General features: G+C 71.8%; 12 protein-coding genes. 10 read left to right on the forward strand and 2 right to left on the reverse strand.

Annotated elements, in window-relative coordinates:
- Nucleotides 1-88 precede the first annotated feature (88 nt).
- Nucleotides 89-1,294 (forward strand): bifunctional adenosylcobinamide kinase/adenosylcobinamide-phosphate guanylyltransferase, encoded by a 1,206-nt coding sequence (locus K377_RS04785; protein ID WP_161195040.1) that lies wholly within the window; start codon nucleotides 89-91, stop codon nucleotides 1,292-1,294.
- Here the strand turns inward: K377_RS04785 and K377_RS04790 are convergent.
- Nucleotides 1,278-2,363 (reverse strand): class I SAM-dependent methyltransferase, encoded by a 1,086-nt coding sequence (locus K377_RS04790; protein WP_111661864.1) that lies wholly within the window; start codon nucleotides 2,361-2,363, stop codon nucleotides 1,278-1,280. The two genes, K377_RS04785 and K377_RS04790, sit on opposite strands and share 17 nt — an antisense overlap.
- 223 nt (nucleotides 2,364-2,586) lie before the next feature.
- Here K377_RS04790 and K377_RS04795 point away from each other — a divergent pair, with 223 nt between their 5' ends.
- The 3 genes from K377_RS04795 (at nucleotide 2,587) to K377_RS41555 (ending at nucleotide 6,177) form a co-directional block, all read left to right on the forward strand.
- Nucleotides 2,587-3,633, forward strand: a complete 1,047-nt coding sequence (locus K377_RS04795; RefSeq protein WP_111661865.1) for a nicotinate-nucleotide--dimethylbenzimidazole phosphoribosyltransferase — start codon at nucleotides 2,587-2,589, stop codon at nucleotides 3,631-3,633.
- Between the two features lie 160 nt (nucleotides 3,634-3,793).
- Nucleotides 3,794-5,521, forward strand: coding sequence for a phosphatidylglycerol lysyltransferase domain-containing protein (locus K377_RS04800; RefSeq protein WP_111661866.1), 1,728 nt, complete (start codon nucleotides 3,794-3,796; stop codon nucleotides 5,519-5,521).
- The gene (locus K377_RS41555; protein WP_161195041.1) at nucleotides 5,518-6,177 is read left to right on the forward strand and encodes a hypothetical protein; all 660 of its coding nucleotides are present in this window, start codon (nucleotides 5,518-5,520) and stop codon (nucleotides 6,175-6,177) included. The genes K377_RS04800 and K377_RS41555 overlap by 4 nt, the downstream gene beginning before the upstream one ends.
- Here the strand turns inward: K377_RS41555 and K377_RS04810 are convergent.
- Nucleotides 6,110-6,868, reverse strand: a complete 759-nt coding sequence (locus K377_RS04810; protein WP_111661867.1) for a hypothetical protein — start codon at nucleotides 6,866-6,868, stop codon at nucleotides 6,110-6,112. The two genes, K377_RS41555 and K377_RS04810, sit on opposite strands and share 68 nt — an antisense overlap.
- Nucleotides 6,869-6,935: 67 nt before the next feature.
- On the opposite strand from K377_RS04810, the gene K377_RS04815 reads away from it, so the two are divergent.
- From K377_RS04815 to aceE, 6 genes are all read left to right on the forward strand, one after another.
- Nucleotides 6,936-7,703, forward strand: coding sequence for an adenosylcobinamide-GDP ribazoletransferase (locus K377_RS04815; RefSeq protein WP_111661868.1), 768 nt, complete (start codon nucleotides 6,936-6,938; stop codon nucleotides 7,701-7,703).
- Nucleotides 7,704-8,114: 411 nt separating this feature from the next.
- Nucleotides 8,115-9,635, forward strand: a complete 1,521-nt coding sequence (locus K377_RS04820) for a leucyl aminopeptidase (protein ID WP_111661869.1) — start codon at nucleotides 8,115-8,117, stop codon at nucleotides 9,633-9,635.
- Nucleotides 9,636-9,908: 273 nt separating this feature from the next.
- Nucleotides 9,909-11,297, forward strand: a complete 1,389-nt coding sequence (lpdA, locus tag K377_RS04825) for a dihydrolipoyl dehydrogenase (protein WP_111661870.1) — start codon at nucleotides 9,909-9,911, stop codon at nucleotides 11,295-11,297.
- Between the two features lie 95 nt (nucleotides 11,298-11,392).
- Complete coding sequence (sucB, locus tag K377_RS04830) at nucleotides 11,393-13,165, forward strand: 2-oxoglutarate dehydrogenase, E2 component, dihydrolipoamide succinyltransferase (RefSeq protein ID WP_111661871.1); 1,773 nt, start codon at nucleotides 11,393-11,395, stop codon at nucleotides 13,163-13,165.
- Between the two features lie 239 nt (nucleotides 13,166-13,404).
- A complete protein-coding gene (locus tag K377_RS04835; protein WP_111661872.1) occupies nucleotides 13,405-14,028 on the forward strand; it encodes a GntR family transcriptional regulator in 624 nt (207 codons plus the stop codon).
- 283 nt (nucleotides 14,029-14,311) lie between these two features.
- Nucleotides 14,312-17,017 carry a pyruvate dehydrogenase (acetyl-transferring), homodimeric type gene (aceE, locus tag K377_RS04840; RefSeq protein WP_111661873.1) on the forward strand — a complete coding sequence of 902 codons (2,706 nt, stop codon included), beginning with the start codon at nucleotides 14,312-14,314 and terminating at the stop codon, nucleotides 17,015-17,017.
- Nucleotides 17,018-17,023 lie beyond the last annotated feature (6 nt).

Below are 17,023 nucleotides of genomic sequence, written 5' to 3' on the forward strand. Positions count from 1 at the left end.
GCCTCCCGGTATCGGATGTCCGATGCGCGATGTCCCTGGAAGCCTAGCCGGGCGAGCGGCGCCCGAAGCCGCGCGGGAGGATCTTCCTGTGGAACTGACACTGCTCGGCACCGGTGCCCCCGAAGGACTGCCCCGCCCCGACTGCCCCTGCGCCGCCTGCGCGGGTGCCCTCGGCGCGGACGCCCGCGGCGCGACGGCGGTGCTGATCGACAAGGTGCTGCTGCTCGATCTGACGCCGGGCGCGGTGTTCGCCGCGGCCCGCGCGGGGCACAGCCTCGCCGGAGTGCGGCAGGTGCTGCTCACGCACCCGCACGACGGGCCCGCCGTGGAGGTCCCGGCGGGGCTGCCGCAGCCGGTGCGGGTGCCGGACGGGCGCGAGCTGGCGCTGATCAGCGGGCACCGGGTGCGGGCGCTCGCCCTGGACGCGCCCGGCACCGGGTACGAGGTGACGGGGCCGGACGGGGTGCGGGTGCTCTATCTGCCGCCGGGGGCCGCGCCCGCCGGGCTCGAAGCGGCGCGGGCCCCGTACGAGCTGGTCCTCACCGATGTGGTGGGGCGCCCGGACGCGCTGGCGCGGCTGCGGGCGAGCGGCGCCGTCGGGCCGACCACGGACGTCGTCGCCGTGCACCTCGGGCACGACGCGCCGCCGGGCGCCGAGCTGGCCCGGCGGCTCGCGGCGGCGGGCGCCCGCGCGGTGCCGGACGGGACGACCCTGGACGTCGGGGCGTACGAGGACGTGCCCGACGTGCCGCGCAGGACGCTGGTCCTCGGGGGCGCCAGGTCGGGCAAGTCGGTCGAGGCCGAGCGGCGCCTGGAGGCCTTCCCCGACGTGCTGTACGTGGCGACGGGCGGCACCCGGGGCGGCGACGCCGAGTGGGCGCAGCGCGTCGGCGCGCACCGGGAGCGGCGGCCCGGGTCGTGGCGCACCGCCGAGACCTGCGATCTCGAACCGCTCCTCGCCGACGCCTCGGACCCCGCGCCGCTGCTGATCGACTGCCTGTCGCTGTGGCTGACGTACGCCATGGACGAGGTCGGGGCCTGGGACGACGCCGAGTGGGCGGGCGGCGGGGAGAAGGCGCTGCGGGAGAAGGTGGCCGGGCTGGTGGCGGCCGTGCGGTGCACCCGGCGCACGGTGGTGGCCGTGTCGAACGAGGTGGGGTCGGGGATCGTGCCCGCCACCGCCTCCGGGCGGCGCTACCGCGACGAGCTGGGCCGGCTGAACGCCGCGTTCGCCGCCGAGTGCGAGCACGTCCTGCTCATCGTGGCCGGTCAGGCGCTCACGCTGCGCGGCTGACGCCCGGGTCGGGGTTGCGGCGCGCGATGACCCGGTAGGCGTTGGAGAAGCCGGTGCGGTCGGGCAGCGGGGAGAGCAGGTGGTCCGCGGCCCGTGCGGTGAGCAGTGCGGGGGTGCTCGCGTGGGTCAGCGCCCGGCGCAGGCCGCGCTGGAGGTCGCTGGGGGCCTTGGTGCGCCACGGGTCGTCGGCGGCGGGCAGGCAGTGGCCGAGGAAGAGCGCGCAGGCCGCCGTCAGGTCGTGCGGCAGATGGGGTGCGCGGCGGTCGACGGCGACGACGGTGTAGCCGAGGGCGGCCAGTTCGGTGCGCAGGTTGGCGAGCGGGATGAGGTGCAGGTGCTGCGGCTGGAAGTACGAGACCCACCACTTGCCGAGCAGTTTCGCCCAGCGGCTCTCGGGGTCGGGCAGTTCGATCATGAGGTGGCCGCCGGGGCGCAGGACGCGGCGGGCGGCCTTCAGCTCCTCGCGCGGGTCGAGGGAGTGCTCCAGGTAGTGGAACATGCTCATCGCGTCGTAGCGGCCCGCGAGCCGGGGCGCGAGTTCGGTGAGGAAGCCGCGGTGGGCCTCCTCGATGCGGCCGGCCCTGCGGCCCTCCTCGACGCCGTCGCCGATGTCGAGCCCGTCGAACGCGGTGTAGGGCAGGACCTCCTTGGCCACGGCCGGGAAGTGGCACGGGCCGGTGCCGACGTCGAGCCAGCTCTCCGGTTCGATGTGCCGGAACATGGCGTGGGCGGCGGCCCGGTGGCGCTTGGCCGAGGGGCGGCCGCCGAAGATCTTCTCGGCGTGGCCGGCGCGCAGGCCGTCGTAGAAGTCGCGGTAGTAGAAGTTCAGGCCCTCGGGGGTCAGCCGCGGGTTCTGGAACGAGTGGTCGCAGGCCCGGCACTGGTCGACGGTGAACGTGCCCGGCTTGTGCTGGAGGAGGTCCGTGGTGCGCAGCCGGGTGCGCAGCTTCGTCGAGCCGCACCAGGGGCAGTCGGGGCGGCGCGGTTCGTGGAAGCGCTCGGTGCCGCGGGCGAGTTCGGTGAGATAGGCGGGGCGGCGCTCGGCGACGGCCTGGGCTGTGGGGGGCATGGGACTCCTTCGGCTCCACGGGCGGGCGACGGCCGCGATACGACAATCCGAACGGCAATCCGATACGAAAGGGAACGTAAGGGATCATCGACGGCCTTTCAATGACGTTGTGCGTTCGACCCATCGCATGGCGTAACCGGCGGTCGGAAAGCCGTCGTGACCTGCCCTGTGACAGGCGGGACACCAGGGACTCGGCGCGCGTGCGGCCGGTACTGTTCGGCGAATGAGCTCGCTGAATCTCGACGACTTCACCGACCTGATCGAGCGCCCCGACGGCGGTATGCGCCGCGACGCCGAGGAGCGCAGGGCGCGCTTCGCCGTGCCGCCCGGCGGGCTCGGCCGCCTGGACGAGCTGGGCGAATGGCTCTCGGCCGCCCAGGGCGCCGTGCCCGTGCGGCCGGTGGCGCGACCGCGGGTGATCCTTTTCGCGGGCGATCACGGGGTCGCCGGTCTCGGCGTGTCGAAGCGGGGCGCGGGCACGGCGGCGGAGCTGGTGCGCGAGGCCGTCGAGGGCGGCTCCCCCGGTGCGGTGCTCGCACGGCGCCTGGGCGTCGGCGTACGGATCGTCGACCTGTCGCTCGACTGCGAGCCGGACGAGCTGCCCGAGGCCGTGGAGAACCGGCGGGTGCGGCGCGGCTCCGGCAGCATCGACACCGAGGACGCGCTCACCCTGGAGGAGGCCGAGCAGGCGTTCCGCGCGGGCATGGCGGTCGCCGACGAGGAGGCCGACTCCGGTACGGATCTGGTGGTGCTCGGCGACCTCAGCGTCGGCGGCACCACGGCGGCGGCCACGCTCATCGCCGCGCTGTGCGGCACGGACGCCTCCGTCGTGACCGGGCGCGGCGGCGACCCGATCGACGACCTGGCCTGGATGCGCAAGTGCGCGGCCGTCCGCGACGCGCTGCGCCGGGCCCGCCCGGTCCTCGGCGACCAGTTGCAGCTGCTCGCCACGGTGGGCGGCGCCGATCTCGCGGCCACGACCGGTTTCCTGCTCCAGTGCGCGGTGCGCCGTACGCCGGTGATCCTGGACGGGGTCGTCTCCGCGGCCTGCGCGCTGGTCGGCCAGCGCGTCGCGTTCCGGGCGCCGGACTGGTGGCTGGCCGGGCAGTCCAGCGGGGAGCCGGCGCAGGCCAAGGCGCTGGACCGGATGGCCATGGAGCCGATGCTCGACCAGGGCGTCAAGGTCGGCGGCGCCGCCGGTGCGCTGCTGGCGTTGCCGCTGGTGCAGGCCGCGGCGGCGCTGGCCGCCGAGCTTCCCGAGGTTCAGTAGGGCTCAGTCGTCAAAAAGCCGCGGACGCGTCTGCTCGTACATCGAGCGTTCGCGTCCGCGGCTTTTCGCGGGTTGCTCGCGCCCACGCGGCGGAGCCCCATATCGACACAGCCTCGCGCCCCTTACGGAGCGCAGGACAAATCACTCATAAGCTCCCGACATGGGAGCCGTACGGACAAGCACTGTCACTTCACGTCGCGCCGCGAGTTTCACCGTCTGGTATCTGCGGATCGTCACCTGCATCAATCTGCTGAGCGCCGTGTGGGTCTCCTTCGGCAACGATCTGCGCCGCCACAACTCGGAGAACTACTTCACCCCCTACCTGCTCGCCGCGGGCTTCTCGTCGGCGGTCGTCGCCTGGTTCCTGGCGATCACGATGCGCCGCCGCAAGCGCGCGGCCTGGATCCTCAACCTCGTACTGAGCGGGCTGTTCTTTCTGCTGTTCGCCTTCGTGATGGTGTTCCCGGAGGTCCGGCAGTACGCGCAGAACTGGATCTCGCTGGTGCTGACCGCCGCGTTCCTCGTGGCGCTGCTGCTGGGACGGCGCGAGTTCTACGCGAAGGGCGACCGGTCGAACGCGAAGCTGGCAGCCGTCGTGGCGGTCGGCGGGCTCCTGGTGACCTCGCTGTTCGCGACGTTCCTGGTGACGGTCACCAATCAGGCGCACGACCCGCACCGCTCCACGTTCCTGGAGCGCTGGCGCTACGGCACGCTGCGGCTGATCTCGGTCGCCACCGACGACTCCCGCTTCCCGGGGATCACCTCCCCGAACTGGGTCAACGTCGTCATCAACATCCTCTCCACGGCCCTGCTGATCGCCGTGGTCTACGCCGCGTTCCGCTCCCGCCGCGCCGTCGACCCGCTCTCCGCCGACGACGAGGAGCGGCTGCGCGCCCTGCTCGCCAAGGAGGGCGAGCGCGACTCGCTCGGCTACTTCGCGCTGCGCCGCGACAAGAGCGTCGTGTGGTCGCCGACCGGCAAGGCCGCGGTGACCTACCGGGTGGTCGGCGGGGTGTCGCTGGCCTCCGGCGACCCGATCGGCGACCCCGAGGCCTGGCCCGGCGCGATCGAGCCCTGGCTCGCCGAGGCACGGGAACACGGCTGGCTGCCCGCGGTGATGGGCGCGAGCGAGGAGGCGGGCACCATCTACGCCCGGCACGGCCTCGACGCCCTCGAACTCGGTGACGAGGCCATCGTCGAGACCGCGGACTTCACCCTCGAAGGACGGGCGATGCGCACCGTCCGCCAGGCCTACAACCGCGTCAAGCGCGCGGGCTACACGGTCCGCGTCCGCCGCCACGAGGACATCCCGGCCGACGAACTGACGTACCTCCTCAAGCGGGCCGACGACTGGCGCGACGGCGCCACCGAACGCGGCTTCTCCATGGCGCTGGGGCGGCTCGGCGATCCCGGCGACGGACAGTGCATGATGCTCGAATGCAGCGACGGAGAGGGCGAGTTGAGGGCACTGCTCTCCTTCGTGCCGTGGGGCCCGCACGGGCTCTCCCTCGATCTGATGCGCCGTGACCGCGACGCCGAGAACGGCCTGATGGAGTTCATGGTGATCGAACTCCTCCAGCGCGCGCCCGAGATGGAGATCACGCAGGTCTCGCTCAACTTCGCCATGTTCCGCTCCGTCTTCGAACGCGGCGCGCGACTCGGCGCGGGCCCGGTGCTGCGCCTGTGGCGCGCGCTGCTCAGCTTCTTCTCGCGGTGGTGGCAGATCGAATCGCTCTACCGGGCCAACGCCAAGTACCGGCCCATCTGGGAACCCCGCTTCCTGCTCTTCGAGAAGAGCGCCGACCTGCCGCGCATCGGCCTGGCCTCGGCCCGCGCCGAGGGCTTCCTCGAAGTCCCGGGGCTGCCGAAACGGCTGGCGCGCCGGTGAGATGGAAGGACGCGGCCCGCACGGAGTGGGGCCCCCTCTACACGGCCGTACGGGACGGGCTCGTCGCCGGACGGTGGCGGGCGATCCCGCTGACCCTGGCCGCGGTCTGCCTGACGGCGGTGTTCCAGTACGTGCAGAACCAGTCCTGGGGCTACCGGATCGTGCAGGACATCGGCTCGGTCCGGGCCGCCGATCCGCTGCCGCTCGCCCTGCTGCGCACCCCGCTGTCGCTGTTCGTGCCCGCCCTCGATCTGCCCGTGTGGGGCGCGCTCGTCCAGATCCTGGTGGTCTTCGGGATCGCGGAGATCTCCCTGGGCCGCCCGCGCACGCTCGGCATCGCGTACGCGGCGACGCTCGGCGGCACCCTGTACGCGCGCCTTGCCATCGCCGCCGGCTGGCTGCCCGCCTCCGACGCGCAGATCGTCGACACCGGCCCGTCGGCCGCGGTGGTGGGGCTCGCGGTGTACGTGTGCTGGCGCTACCGGGCCTGGTTCACCTGCGCGCTGGTCGTCGTCACGATGGTCGTCGAGTGCGCGCTCAAGCCGAACCTCGCGGGCTGGGAACACCTGGCCGCGATCGCGGCCGTGCTCATCGTGTGCGCTGTACGGTCGTCGGTTCGCGGAATCCGCCGACCAGATCCTGGAAGCGCCGGCTGATCCGCAGCCAGCGGCGGTCGTGCTTGTAGGCCCGCAGGATCGAACGGGCCCGCGCCCGGTACCTGCGGCGGTAGCAGCGGCGGGCCCAGGCCGAATCGGGCCGGGCGAGCCGGACCGCGCCGTACCAGGCGACGAACGGCACCAGGACGCCGACGAGCGCCATCCGCAACTTGCCCTTGAGCAGGGTCACCAGCACGAACAGGAAGTTCAGGGTGAGCGAGACGATCAGGGCCGCCCGGTCGTGCTGCTCGTCCTGTGTCATGTCGTTGACCCCGAGCGGCGAGAACCCGCTGACCACCAGACCGCCGAGCGCCGCCGCGAGCACCACCACCTCGACGCTCTGCCGTCCCTGGTCGGTCCAGTAGACGTCGTCCAGGTGCAGCACGAGCGCGAACTCGTCGAGCACCAGGCCCGCCCCGATGCCGAACAGGACGGCGAAGAGGCACGCGCCGAAGCCGTGCCGTTCGCTGCCCACCGCGCCGAACCCGCCGACGACCATCAGCAGGATGCCCGGCACCACGTGATGGATGTGCAGCCCGCCCGGCGAGATGTCCCGGAACGGGCCGCGGCCCGCCCGGATCAGCCGGGTCACCGTACGGGTGATCAGGAACGTGGCAATGAACGTGACCAGCGCGAGGAGCACCGGCAGCTTTCCCGGTTCCGTGATGTTGCGGTACCACCAGTCGCCCATGGACCCATCCTGCGGGCGGCGGGCGGGCGCCGCCCACCCTGTGGGCCACCCCGGGTAATCTCCCCCGGTGTCCGCAACGAACCCCCGCGCCTCCCTCGCCGACGGCATACGTTTCGCCTTCGGCACCCTGACCGTGCTGCCCGTCCGGGTCACCCGCTGGGACCGTGCCGCGGCCCGCGCCGGGATGCTGTCCGCCCCGCTGGCGGGCCTGGTCGTCGGTCTGGGCGCGGCCGCGCTCGGGGTGGCGCTGTCCTTCCTCGGCGCGGGGGCGCTGCTCTGCGCGGTCGCCTCCGTCGCGGTGCCGGCCGTCCTCACCCGGGGCCTGCATCTGGACGGGCTCGCGGACGTCGCGGACGGGCTGGGCAGCGGCAAGCCGGCCGAGGACGCGCTACGGATCATGAAGCAGTCCGACATCGGGCCTTTCGGCGTCGTGACCCTGGTCCTCGCGCTGCTCGCGCAGGTCGCCGTGCTGGGGCAGATGTACGCCGATTCCTGGGTTCGGGGGGCGGTCGCGGCGGGCGTGTGTGCGGTGACGGCCCGTCTGGCGCTGACCTTCGCGTCCCGGGCCGGGGTGCCGGCCGCCCGCCCGGAGGGTCTCGGCGCCGCCGTCGCCGAGACGGTGCCGGTGCGGGGCGCGCTGGTCGTCGGTGCGGTGGTCGTCGCGGTGGTCGCGGGGGTCTCCTTGCAGGGGGCTGCCGCTGTCGTACTGGGGTGTGGTGCCGGGGAGTTGATGCTGCGGCGGTGTGTGTCGCGGTTCGGCGGGGTGACGGGGGACGTCTTCGGCGCCGTGGCGGAGGTCGCCGGAACAGCGGCGCTGGTGACCCTGTCCCTTTGAGGGCACGCCCTTCGTCCGCGAGCCGGTGGCCGCTTCTCGCGCAGTTCCCCGCGCCCCTGAGATGCGCACTTCGTGCGCCATCTCATCACCAGAGGCGCGGCGGAGCCGCAGCCTCTGAAGGGGAGGCTGCGCGAAGCGCCTGCCTCAGGGGCGCGGGGAACTGCGCGACCAGCCACGACGAGAGCCGCGCGTGGGAACTGGTTTTCAGGGGCGCGGGGAACTGCGCGAGAAGCCCCACCGGGCCGCACTCGAAGAACAACCCAGGAGCGCGGCCACCCCCCACCCACCGGCAGGTGAAGCGCACCTCGGCGGAGGGTTTTCGGTGACCCGGCGTAGGCTCAAGCGAGGGCCACACCCCCATGGGCGCGGCAACGATGCCGGCCCCACCGATGAAAGAGAGACCTCACCACCGTGACTGCTCTGACTCTCAGCACCGCCGCGGCCGCCGGCCTGCGCGCCGACGCGATCGTCGTCGGTATCGCGAAGGGTGCCGCCGGCCCGGTCGTCGCCCCCGGCGCCGAGGCCGTCGACAAGGCGTACGACGGCAACCTCGCCTCCGTCCTGGAGACCCTCGGTGCCACCGGCGCCGAGGGCGAGGTGACCAAGGTCCCCGCGCCCTCCGGGTTCAAGGCGCCGGTCGTGCTGGCGGTCGGTCTCGGCAGCGAGCCCGAGAAGGACGAGATCTACGAGGCCGAGGCGCTGCGCCGCGCCGCCGGTGTCGCCTCGCGCGCGCTGACCGGCTCGAAGAAGGCCGCGTTCGCGCTGCCCGTCCAGGACGCCGAGGACGCCGGTGCGATCGCGGAGGGCGCGCTGCTCGGCGCGTACTCCTTCGACGCGTACAAGGAGTCCGCGAAGGACCCGAAGAACGCCAAGGGCCCGCTCGCCGAGATCGCCCTCCTCGGCGGCAAGCCGCGCGACAAGGCGTACAAGGCCGAGATCGAGCGCGCCCTCGCCCTCACCGAGGAGCTCAACCGCGCCCGCGACCTGATCAACACCCCGCCGAACGACCTGAACCCGGAGGCCTTCGCCGCCGTCGCCACGGCCGCGGCCAAGGAGCACGGCCTCAAGGTCCAGGTCCTCGACGTGAAGGCGCTGGAGAAGGGCGGCTACGGCGGCATCCTCGGCGTCGGCGCCGGTTCCGCCTCGGGCCCGCGGCTCGTGAAGATCGCCTACTCGGCCGGCCGCGGCAAGAAGCACCTCGCCTTCGTCGGCAAGGGCATCACGTACGACTCGGGCGGCATCTCGCTGAAGCCGGCCGGCCACAACGAGACGATGAAGTGCGACATGGCCGGCGCCGCCGCCGTGTTCGCCGCCGTCGTCGCCGCGGCCCGCCTGAAGCTCGACGTCAACGTGACCGGCTGGCTGGCGCTCGCCGAGAACATGCCGTCCGGCTCCGCCACCCGCCCGGGTGACGTGCTGCGCATGTACTCCGGCAAGACCGTCGAGGTCCTGAACACGGACGCCGAGGGCCGTCTGGTCCTGGCCGACGCGCTCGCCAAGGCCTCCGAGGAGACCCCGGACGCGATCGTCGACGTGGCGACGCTGACCGGCGCGATGGTGCTGGCGCTCGGCAACCGCACGTACGGGATCATGTCCAACGACGACGCTTTCCGTACGTCGATCCACGAGATCGCGGAGGAGGTCGGCGAGCCCGCGTGGCCGATGCCGCTCCCCGCCGACCTGCGCAAGGGCATGGACTCCCCGACCGCCGACATCGCCAACATGGGCGAGCGGATGGGCGGCGGCCTGGTCGCCGGTCTGTTCCTGAAGGAGTTCGTCGGCGAGGGCATCACGTGGGCCCACCTCGACATCGCGGGCCCGGCCTTCAACGAGGGCGGCCCGTTCGGTTACACGCCGAAGGGTGGCACGGGTTCCGCGGTCCGTACGCTCGTCCGGCTCGCCGAGCGCACGGCGGCCGGCGACCTCGGCTGAGGCGGAAGTCACTGGTGACAGCCCCGGGGAGCGATCCCCGGGGCTGTTCGCTTTCGACGAAATCCGCAGGAATGACGTCCTTGTCACTCGCGTTTGCGATGTAACAGGGGTCTCACCGCCCGGCCCGACGTCCCGCATGCCTTCGACAAGTGCGAGGATGGGGGGCGGCAGGACAGGGCCCCACCCGAGGGCCGAATCATCGAGCGGCCGAACACCAGCCGCCGCGCGGTCACTGGAGACCGGCGTACGGCGCACATGCATGGAGGACGTGACGTGGCGAACGACGCCAGCACCGTTTTCGACCTAGTGATCCTCGGCGGTGGCAGTGGCGGTTACGCCGCGGCCCTGCGCGGAGCGCAGCTGGGCCTGGACGTCGCCCTGATCGAGAAGAACAAGGTCGGCGGAACCTGCCTGCACGTCGGCTGCATCCCCACCAAGGCGCTGCTGCACGCCGGTGAGATCGCCGACCAGGCGCGCGAGTCCGAGCAGTTCGGCGTGAAGACGACCTTCGAGGGCATCGACATGCCCGCCGTGCTGCGGTACAAGGACGAGGTCATCTCCGGCCTCTACAAGGGCCTGCAGGGGCTCATCGCCTCCCGCAAGGTGACGTACATCGAGGGTGAGGGCAAGCTCTCCTCCCCGACCTCCGTCGACGTCAACGGCCAGCGGATCCAGGGCCGCCACGTCCTCCTCGCGACCGGCTCCGTGCCGAAGTCGCTGCCGGGCCTGGAGATCGACGGCAACCGCATCATCTCCTCGGACCACGCGCTGACGCTGGACCGGGTCCCGAAGTCCGCGGTCATCCTGGGCGGCGGCGTGATCGGCGTCGAGTTCGCCTCGGCGTGGAAGTCCTTCGGCACCGACGTCACCATCGTCGAGGGCCTCAAGCACCTCGCCCCGCTCGAGGACGAGAACAGCTCCAAGCTTCTCGAGCGCGCGTTCCGCAAGCGCGGCATCAAGTTCAACCTCGGCACCTTCTTCGAGAAGGCGGAGTACACGCAGGACGGTGTCCGCGTCACCCTCGCCGACGGCAAGACCTTCGACGCCGAGGTCCTCCTCGTCGCCATCGGCCGCGGCCCGGTCTCGCAGGGCCTCGGCTACGAGGAGCAGGGCGTCGCGATGGACCGCGGCTACGTCCTGGTCGACGAGTACATGCAGACCAACGTGCCGACCATCTCGGCCGTCGGTGACCTCGTCCCGACGCTCCAGCTCGCGCACGTCGGCTTCGCAGAGGGCATCCTGGTGGCGGAGCGTCTGGCCGGTATCAAGACCGTCCCGATCGACTACGACGGTGTGCCGCGGGTGACGTACTGCCACCCCGAGGTCGCCTCCGTCGGTATCACCGAGGCCAAGGCCAAGGAGATCTACGGCGCGGACAAGGTCGTCGCTCTGAAGTACAACCTGGCGGGCAACGGCAAGTCCAAGATCCTCAAGACCGCGGGCGAGATCAAGCTCGTCCAGGTCAAGGACGGTGCCGTGGTCGGCGTCCACATGGTCGGCGACCGCATGGGCGAGCAGGTCGGCGAAGCCCAGCTGATCTACAACTGGGAAGCGCTGCCGGCCGAGGTCGCCCAGCTCATCCACGCCCACCCGACGCAGAACGAGGCGCTCGGCGAGGCCCACCTGGCGCTCGCGGGCAAGCCGCTGCACTCGCACGACTGAGCCCCGCCCCCGTCGCATCTGGGCGCGACGACCGACCACCAGACTTCCGCACTGCGTTGCCGCGCACTGCACATCGTTAAGGAGCAACAGAAACCATGGCGGTTTCCGTATCCCTTCCGGCGCTCGGTGAGAGCGTCACCGAGGGCACTGTCACCCGCTGGCTGAAGGCGGAGGGCGAGCGCGTCGAGGTCGACGAGCCGCTGCTCGAGGTCTCGACCGACAAGGTCGACACCGAGATCCCCTCCCCCGCCGCCGGCGTCCTGGCCTCCATCAAGGTCGCCGAGGACGAGACGGTCGAGGTCGGCGCCGAGCTGGCCGTCATCGACGACGGCTCGGGCGCCCCCGCCCCCCAGGAGGCCCCGCAGCAGGAGGCCGCTCCCGCCGCCGAGGCCCCCGCCCCGGCCCAGGAGCAGCCCGCCCCCGCGCAGGAGGCCCCCGCCGCGGCCTCCGGCGGTTCCGCCGAGGGCACCGACGTGACGCTGCCCGCCCTGGGCGAGTCCGTCACCGAGGGCACCGTGACCCGCTGGCTGAAGGAGGTCGGCGAGGAGGTCGCGGAGGACGAGCCCCTGCTCGAGGTCTCCACCGACAAGGTCGACACCGAGATCCCCTCCCCCGTCGCCGGCGTTCTCCTGGAGATCGTCGTCGGTGAGGACGAGACCGCCGAGGTCGGCGCCAAGCTCGCCGTCATCGGCGCTCCCGGTGCCGCTCCGGCCGCCGCCGCCCCGGCTGCTCCGGCCGCCCCGGCTCCGGCGCAGGAGGCCCCGGCCGCTCCGGCGCAGCCCGCCGCCCAGGCTCCGGCCCCCGCGGCTCCGGCCGCTCCGGCCGCCGCCCCGGCTCCGGCTGCCCCGGCCGCTCCGGCCCCGGCTCCCGCCCCGGCCGCGCCGCAGGCCCCGGCCGCCCCGGCCAAGCCCGCGCCCGCCGCCACCCCGGCGGACGACGGTGCCTACGTGACCCCGCTGGTGCGCAAGCTGGCGTCCGAGCAGGGCGTGGACCTGTCCAGCGTCCAGGGCTCCGGCGTCGGTGGCCGGATCCGCAAGCAGGACGTCATCGCCGCCGCCGAGGCCGCCAAGGCCGCCGCTCCGGCCCCCGCCGCCGCTGCCGCCCCGGCCGCCGCGTCGAAGGCCCCGGCCCTGGAGGTCTCTCCCCTCCGCGGCCAGACGGTCAAGCTGCCGCGCATCCGCAAGGCCATCGCGGACAACATGCACAAGGCGCTGCAGGAGCAGGCTCAGCTGTCCTCGGTCATCGAGGTCGACATCACCAAGCTGATGAAGCTCCGCAACAAGGCCAAGGACGGCTTCGCCGCCCGCGAGGGCGTCAAGCTCTCCCCGATGCCGTTCTTCGTCAAGGCCGCCGTCCAGGCGCTGAAGGCCCACCCGGTCATCAACGCCCGCCTGAACTACGACGAGGGCACCATCACCTACTTCGACTCCGAGAACGTCGGCATCGCCGTCGACTCGGAGAAGGGCCTGATGACCCCGGTCATCAAGGGTGCCGGTGACCTGAACATCGCGGGCATCGCCAAGAAGACCGCGGAGCTGGCCAACAAGGTCCGCACGAACAAGATCGCCCCGGACGACCTGTCGGGCGCCACCTTCACGATCTCCAACACGGGCTCGCGCGGTGCGCTCTTCGACACGGTCATCGTGCCGCCGAACCAGGTCGCCATCCTGGGCATCGGTGCCACGGTCAAGCGCCCGGTCGTCGTCTCCGACCCGGAGCTCGGTGACACGATCGCCGTCCGTGACATGACGTACGTGACGCTCTCCTACGACCACCGTCTGGTGGACGGCGCGGACGCCGCCCGCTACCTGACCACGGTCAAGCAGATCCTCGAGGCCGGCGAGTTCACCGCCGAGCTGGGTCTGTAAGCGACACCGCACGCACCGAGGCCCCCGTCCGGAGTTCCGCTCCGGGCGGGGGCCTCGTCGTGTCCGCGGCTGCCGCCGCGTGACGCCGCATCAGAATGGGCAGGCGCCCTGTCGGGCACGTCTCTGTAACCGGCATCACCCGTGGCAAGAGCGACGCTGCCCTTTCTGTCCAGGGGCCCGGCCGTATTGTCTAAGGGTCCCTGCCGAGCCACCGGGTCCGTACAGCCGAGGAGCCCCCCATGACCGCGCCCGTCATCCACTCGCTGCGCGAGCAGATCCGCGAGCACATCGTGGAGGGGATCGTCAGCGGCCGCTGGAAGCCGGGCGAGCGGATCGTGGAGCGCCGCATCGCCACCGAGCTGGAGGTCAGCCAGACGCCCGTACGGGAGGCCCTGCGGGAGCTGGAGTCGCTGCGGCTGATCGAGTCGGCGCCGAACAAGGGCGTGCGCGTACGGAACCTCTCCGCGGCGGACCTGGAGGAGAGCTACCCGGTGCGCGCGGGCCTGGAGGCCATCGCGGCCGAGCTGGCCGCCGAGCGGCTGGCCGGGGACTGCTCCGCGCTGGAGCCGCACGTCGCCGCGCTGTACGTCGCCGACCAGGAGGCCGACGGGACCGCCCAGGTGCGGCACACCGTGGGTTTTCACCGGGAGATGGTGCGGGCCGCCGGGAACTCGGTACTGCTGCACACCTGGGAGGGGCTCGGCATCGAGGTGTTCACGGCGCTGTCCATCCGGTGGCTGGGGACGGTGCAGCAGTCGTACGCCGAGGAGCACGCGGATCTCGTCGCCGCCTTTCAGCGGCGTGATCCGGATATTGCCGCGCTGGTCAAGGCGCATGTTCTCGGGTGTGCCCCGCGCGCGTGAGCTGCGTCTCGTCTGCCGTGTGCGGTGCGTCGCAGAGTGATCGCCGTATGTGGCTGGTCGCGCAGTTCCCCGCGCCCCTTACGGGGCACGGAGTGCCCCGTACCCGGGCACGCTGTGCCTACTTTCTTGATCTGAAGAGGTTTTGCCCTTCAACCCTTTGATCGATCATCGATCAGGGAGTTACAGTCGCCGACGGGTCCCCACCGGGACCTCGCCCTGTCCTGCCAAAGACAAAGGGCACCCCAACCCCACCCCCTTCGACTCAGGAAGGCGTGCGGCGACTATGACCGACCCCATGCGCATCCAGCCGAGCGAGCTCGACCAGCTCCCGGACCGCGACCCCGAGGAGACCGCCGAGTGGCAGGCCTCCCTGGACGCCGTTACCAAGGCGGCCGGGCCGCACCGTGCCGCGCAGCTGATGCGGCGCACGCTGGAGCGCGGCGAGGCCGGCGGCCTGCCGCTGCCCAAGCTCCTGTCGACCGAGTACATCAACTCGATCCCCACCTCCGCCGAGCCGGACTTCCCCGGTGACGAGGAGATGGAAGCCAAGATCACCGCGTACAACCGCTGGAATGCGGCCGCGATGGTGACGCGCGGCAGCAAGCACGGCGTCGGCGGCCACATCGCCACCTTCGCCTCGGCGGCCTGGCTGTACGAGACCGGCTTCAACCACTTCTTCCGCGGGAAGGAGGGCGACGGCTCCGGCGACCAGCTGTACATCCAGGGCCACGCGTCGCCCGGCATCTACGCCCGCGCCTTCCTCGACGGCCGCCTCTCCGAGGCGCAGCTCGACAACTTCCGCCGCGAGGCGGGGGGCAACGGCCTGCCGTCGTACCCGCACCCGCGCCGCCTGCCGTGGCTGTGGGAGTTCCCGACCGTGTCCATGGGCCTCGGCCCGCTCTCCGCGATCTACCAGGCGCGGTTCAACCGCTACCTGACCGCGCGGAACATCAAGGACACGTCGAACTCGCACGTCTGGGCCTTCCTCGGCGACGGCGAGATGGACGAGCCCGAGTCGACCTCGGCGCTCACGCTCGCCGCCCGCGAGGGTCTCGACAACCTGACGTTCGTCATCAACTGCAACCTGCAGCGCCTGGACGGCCCGGTCCGTCCGAACTTCCGCGTGGTGCAGGAGCTGGAGGCGCAGTTCCGCGGCTCCGGCTGGAACGTCATCAAGTCGATGTGGGGCAACGCGTGGGACGAGCTGTTCCAGCTCGACACCACCGGCGCGCTCCAGGAGCGGCTCCGTGAGGTCCCGGACGCCCAGTTCCAGACGTACCAGACGCGCGACGTCGCCTACATCCGCGAGAACTTCTTCGGCACGAGCCCGGCGCTGATCGAGCTCGCGAAGGTCCTGTCCGACGACAAGATCTCCGAGTGCTTCCACGTCTCGCGCGGCGGCCACGAGCCCCGCAAGGTGTACGCGGCGTACAAGGCGGCCGTCGAGCACAAGGGCGCCCCGACGGTCATCCTGACCCAGACCGTCAAGGGCTTCACGCTCGGCAAGGGCTTCGAGTCCAAGAACGCCAACCACCAGATGAAGAAGCTGACGATCGACGAGTTCAAGGGCATGCGTGACCTCCTTGACCTGCCGATCCCGGACAGCCGCTTCGAGGACGGTGTCGTTCCGTACGCGCGTCCCTCCGAGGGCTCGCCCGAGCTGCGCTACCTCGCCGAGCGCCGTGCCGCCCTGGGCGGTCCGGCCCCGGCCCGCCGTACGCAGCCGCTGGCGCCGCTGCCCGCCCCCGCCGACAAGGCGTTCGCCTCGTTCGACAAGGGCTCCGGCTCGCAGTCCGTCGCCTCGACGATGGCGCTCGTCCGGCTCCTGAAGGACCTCGTACGGGACAAGACGTCCGGCAAGCGCTGGGTGCCGATCATTCCCGACGAGGCGCGCACCTTCGGCATGGAGTCGCTGTTCCCGTCGCTGGGCCTGTACTCGCCCAAGGGCCAGACGTACGACCCGGTCGACCGTGACCAGCTCATGTACTACAAGGAGTCCGAGTCGGGCCAGATCCTCAACGAGGGGATCAACGAGGCGGGCTCGCTGGCCGACTTCATCGCCGCCGCCACGTCGTACTCGACGCACGGCGAGCAGATGATCCCGCTGTACATCTTCTACTCGATGTTCGGCTGGCAGCGCACCGGCGACCAGTTCTGGCAGCTCGCCGACCAGATGGGCCGCGGCTTCGTCGTCGGCGCCACCGCCGGCCGGACGACGCTGACCGGTGAGGGCCTCCAGCACGCGGACGGCCACTCGCCGATGATCGCGGCGACCAACCCGGCGGCCCTGAGCTACGACCCGGCCTTCGCCTACGAGATCGCCACGATCATGAAGGAGGGCCTGCGCCGTATGTACGGCGAGGCCAAGCCGGGCGAGGACCAGGACGTCTTCTACTACCTGACGGTCTACAACGAGCCGATGCCGCAGCCGGCGAAGCCGTCGGTGGCCGGTCTGGACGAGGCCATCATCAAGGGCCTCTACCGGTTCAACACGGCGGAGACCGCGGGGGTGGACGTGGCGGCCGCGAACGCGCCGCGCATCAACCTCATCGGTTCCGGTACGGCCATCCACTGGACCCTCAAGGCGCAGCAGCTGCTCGCCGAGGAGTGGGGCGTCGCCGCGGACGTGTGGTCGGCCACCTCGTGGACCGAGCTGCGTCGTGACGCCCTTGAGGCGGACGAGGCGCTGCTCAAGGGCGAGGAGCGGATCCCGTACGTGCGTCAGGCGCTCGCCGGTGCGCAGGGCCCGGTGCTTGCCGTGTCCGACTACATGCGCCAGGTTCCCGACCAGATCGCGCAGTGGGTCGAGCAGGACTACACCTCGCTCGGCGCGGACGGCTTCGGCCTCTCCGACACCCGTGAGGACGCGCGCCGTCACTTCGGCGTCGACGCCGAGTCGATCGTCGTCGCGGCCCTCGCCCAGCTCGCCCGCCGCGGCGAGGTCAAGGCGACGGCCGTGAAGGAGGCGCGCGAGCGCTACGGCCTGTAGGACCTG

Origin of the sequence: Streptomyces sp. PsTaAH-137, assembly GCF_003259365.1 — a bacterium.
In the GTDB taxonomy this organism is placed as follows: domain Bacteria; phylum Actinomycetota; class Actinomycetes; order Streptomycetales; family Streptomycetaceae; genus Streptomyces.

Coding starts and splice junctions, on each gene's coding strand:
- K377_RS04810 (WP_111661867.1), bottom strand. CDS start 6,868: ATGGGCGACTGGTGGTACCGCAACATCACGGAACCGGGAAAGCTGCCG.
- K377_RS04800 (WP_111661866.1), top strand. CDS start 3,794: ATGGGAGCCGTACGGACAAGCACTGTCACTTCACGTCGCGCCGCGAGT.
- K377_RS04790 (WP_111661864.1), bottom strand. CDS start 2,363: ATGCCCCCCACAGCCCAGGCCGTCGCCGAGCGCCGCCCCGCCTATCTC.
- aceE (WP_111661873.1), top strand. CDS start 14,312: ATGACCGACCCCATGCGCATCCAGCCGAGCGAGCTCGACCAGCTCCCG.
- K377_RS04835 (WP_111661872.1), top strand. CDS start 13,405: ATGACCGCGCCCGTCATCCACTCGCTGCGCGAGCAGATCCGCGAGCAC.
- K377_RS04795 (WP_111661865.1), top strand. CDS start 2,587: ATGAGCTCGCTGAATCTCGACGACTTCACCGACCTGATCGAGCGCCCC.
- sucB (WP_111661871.1), top strand. CDS start 11,393: ATGGCGGTTTCCGTATCCCTTCCGGCGCTCGGTGAGAGCGTCACCGAG.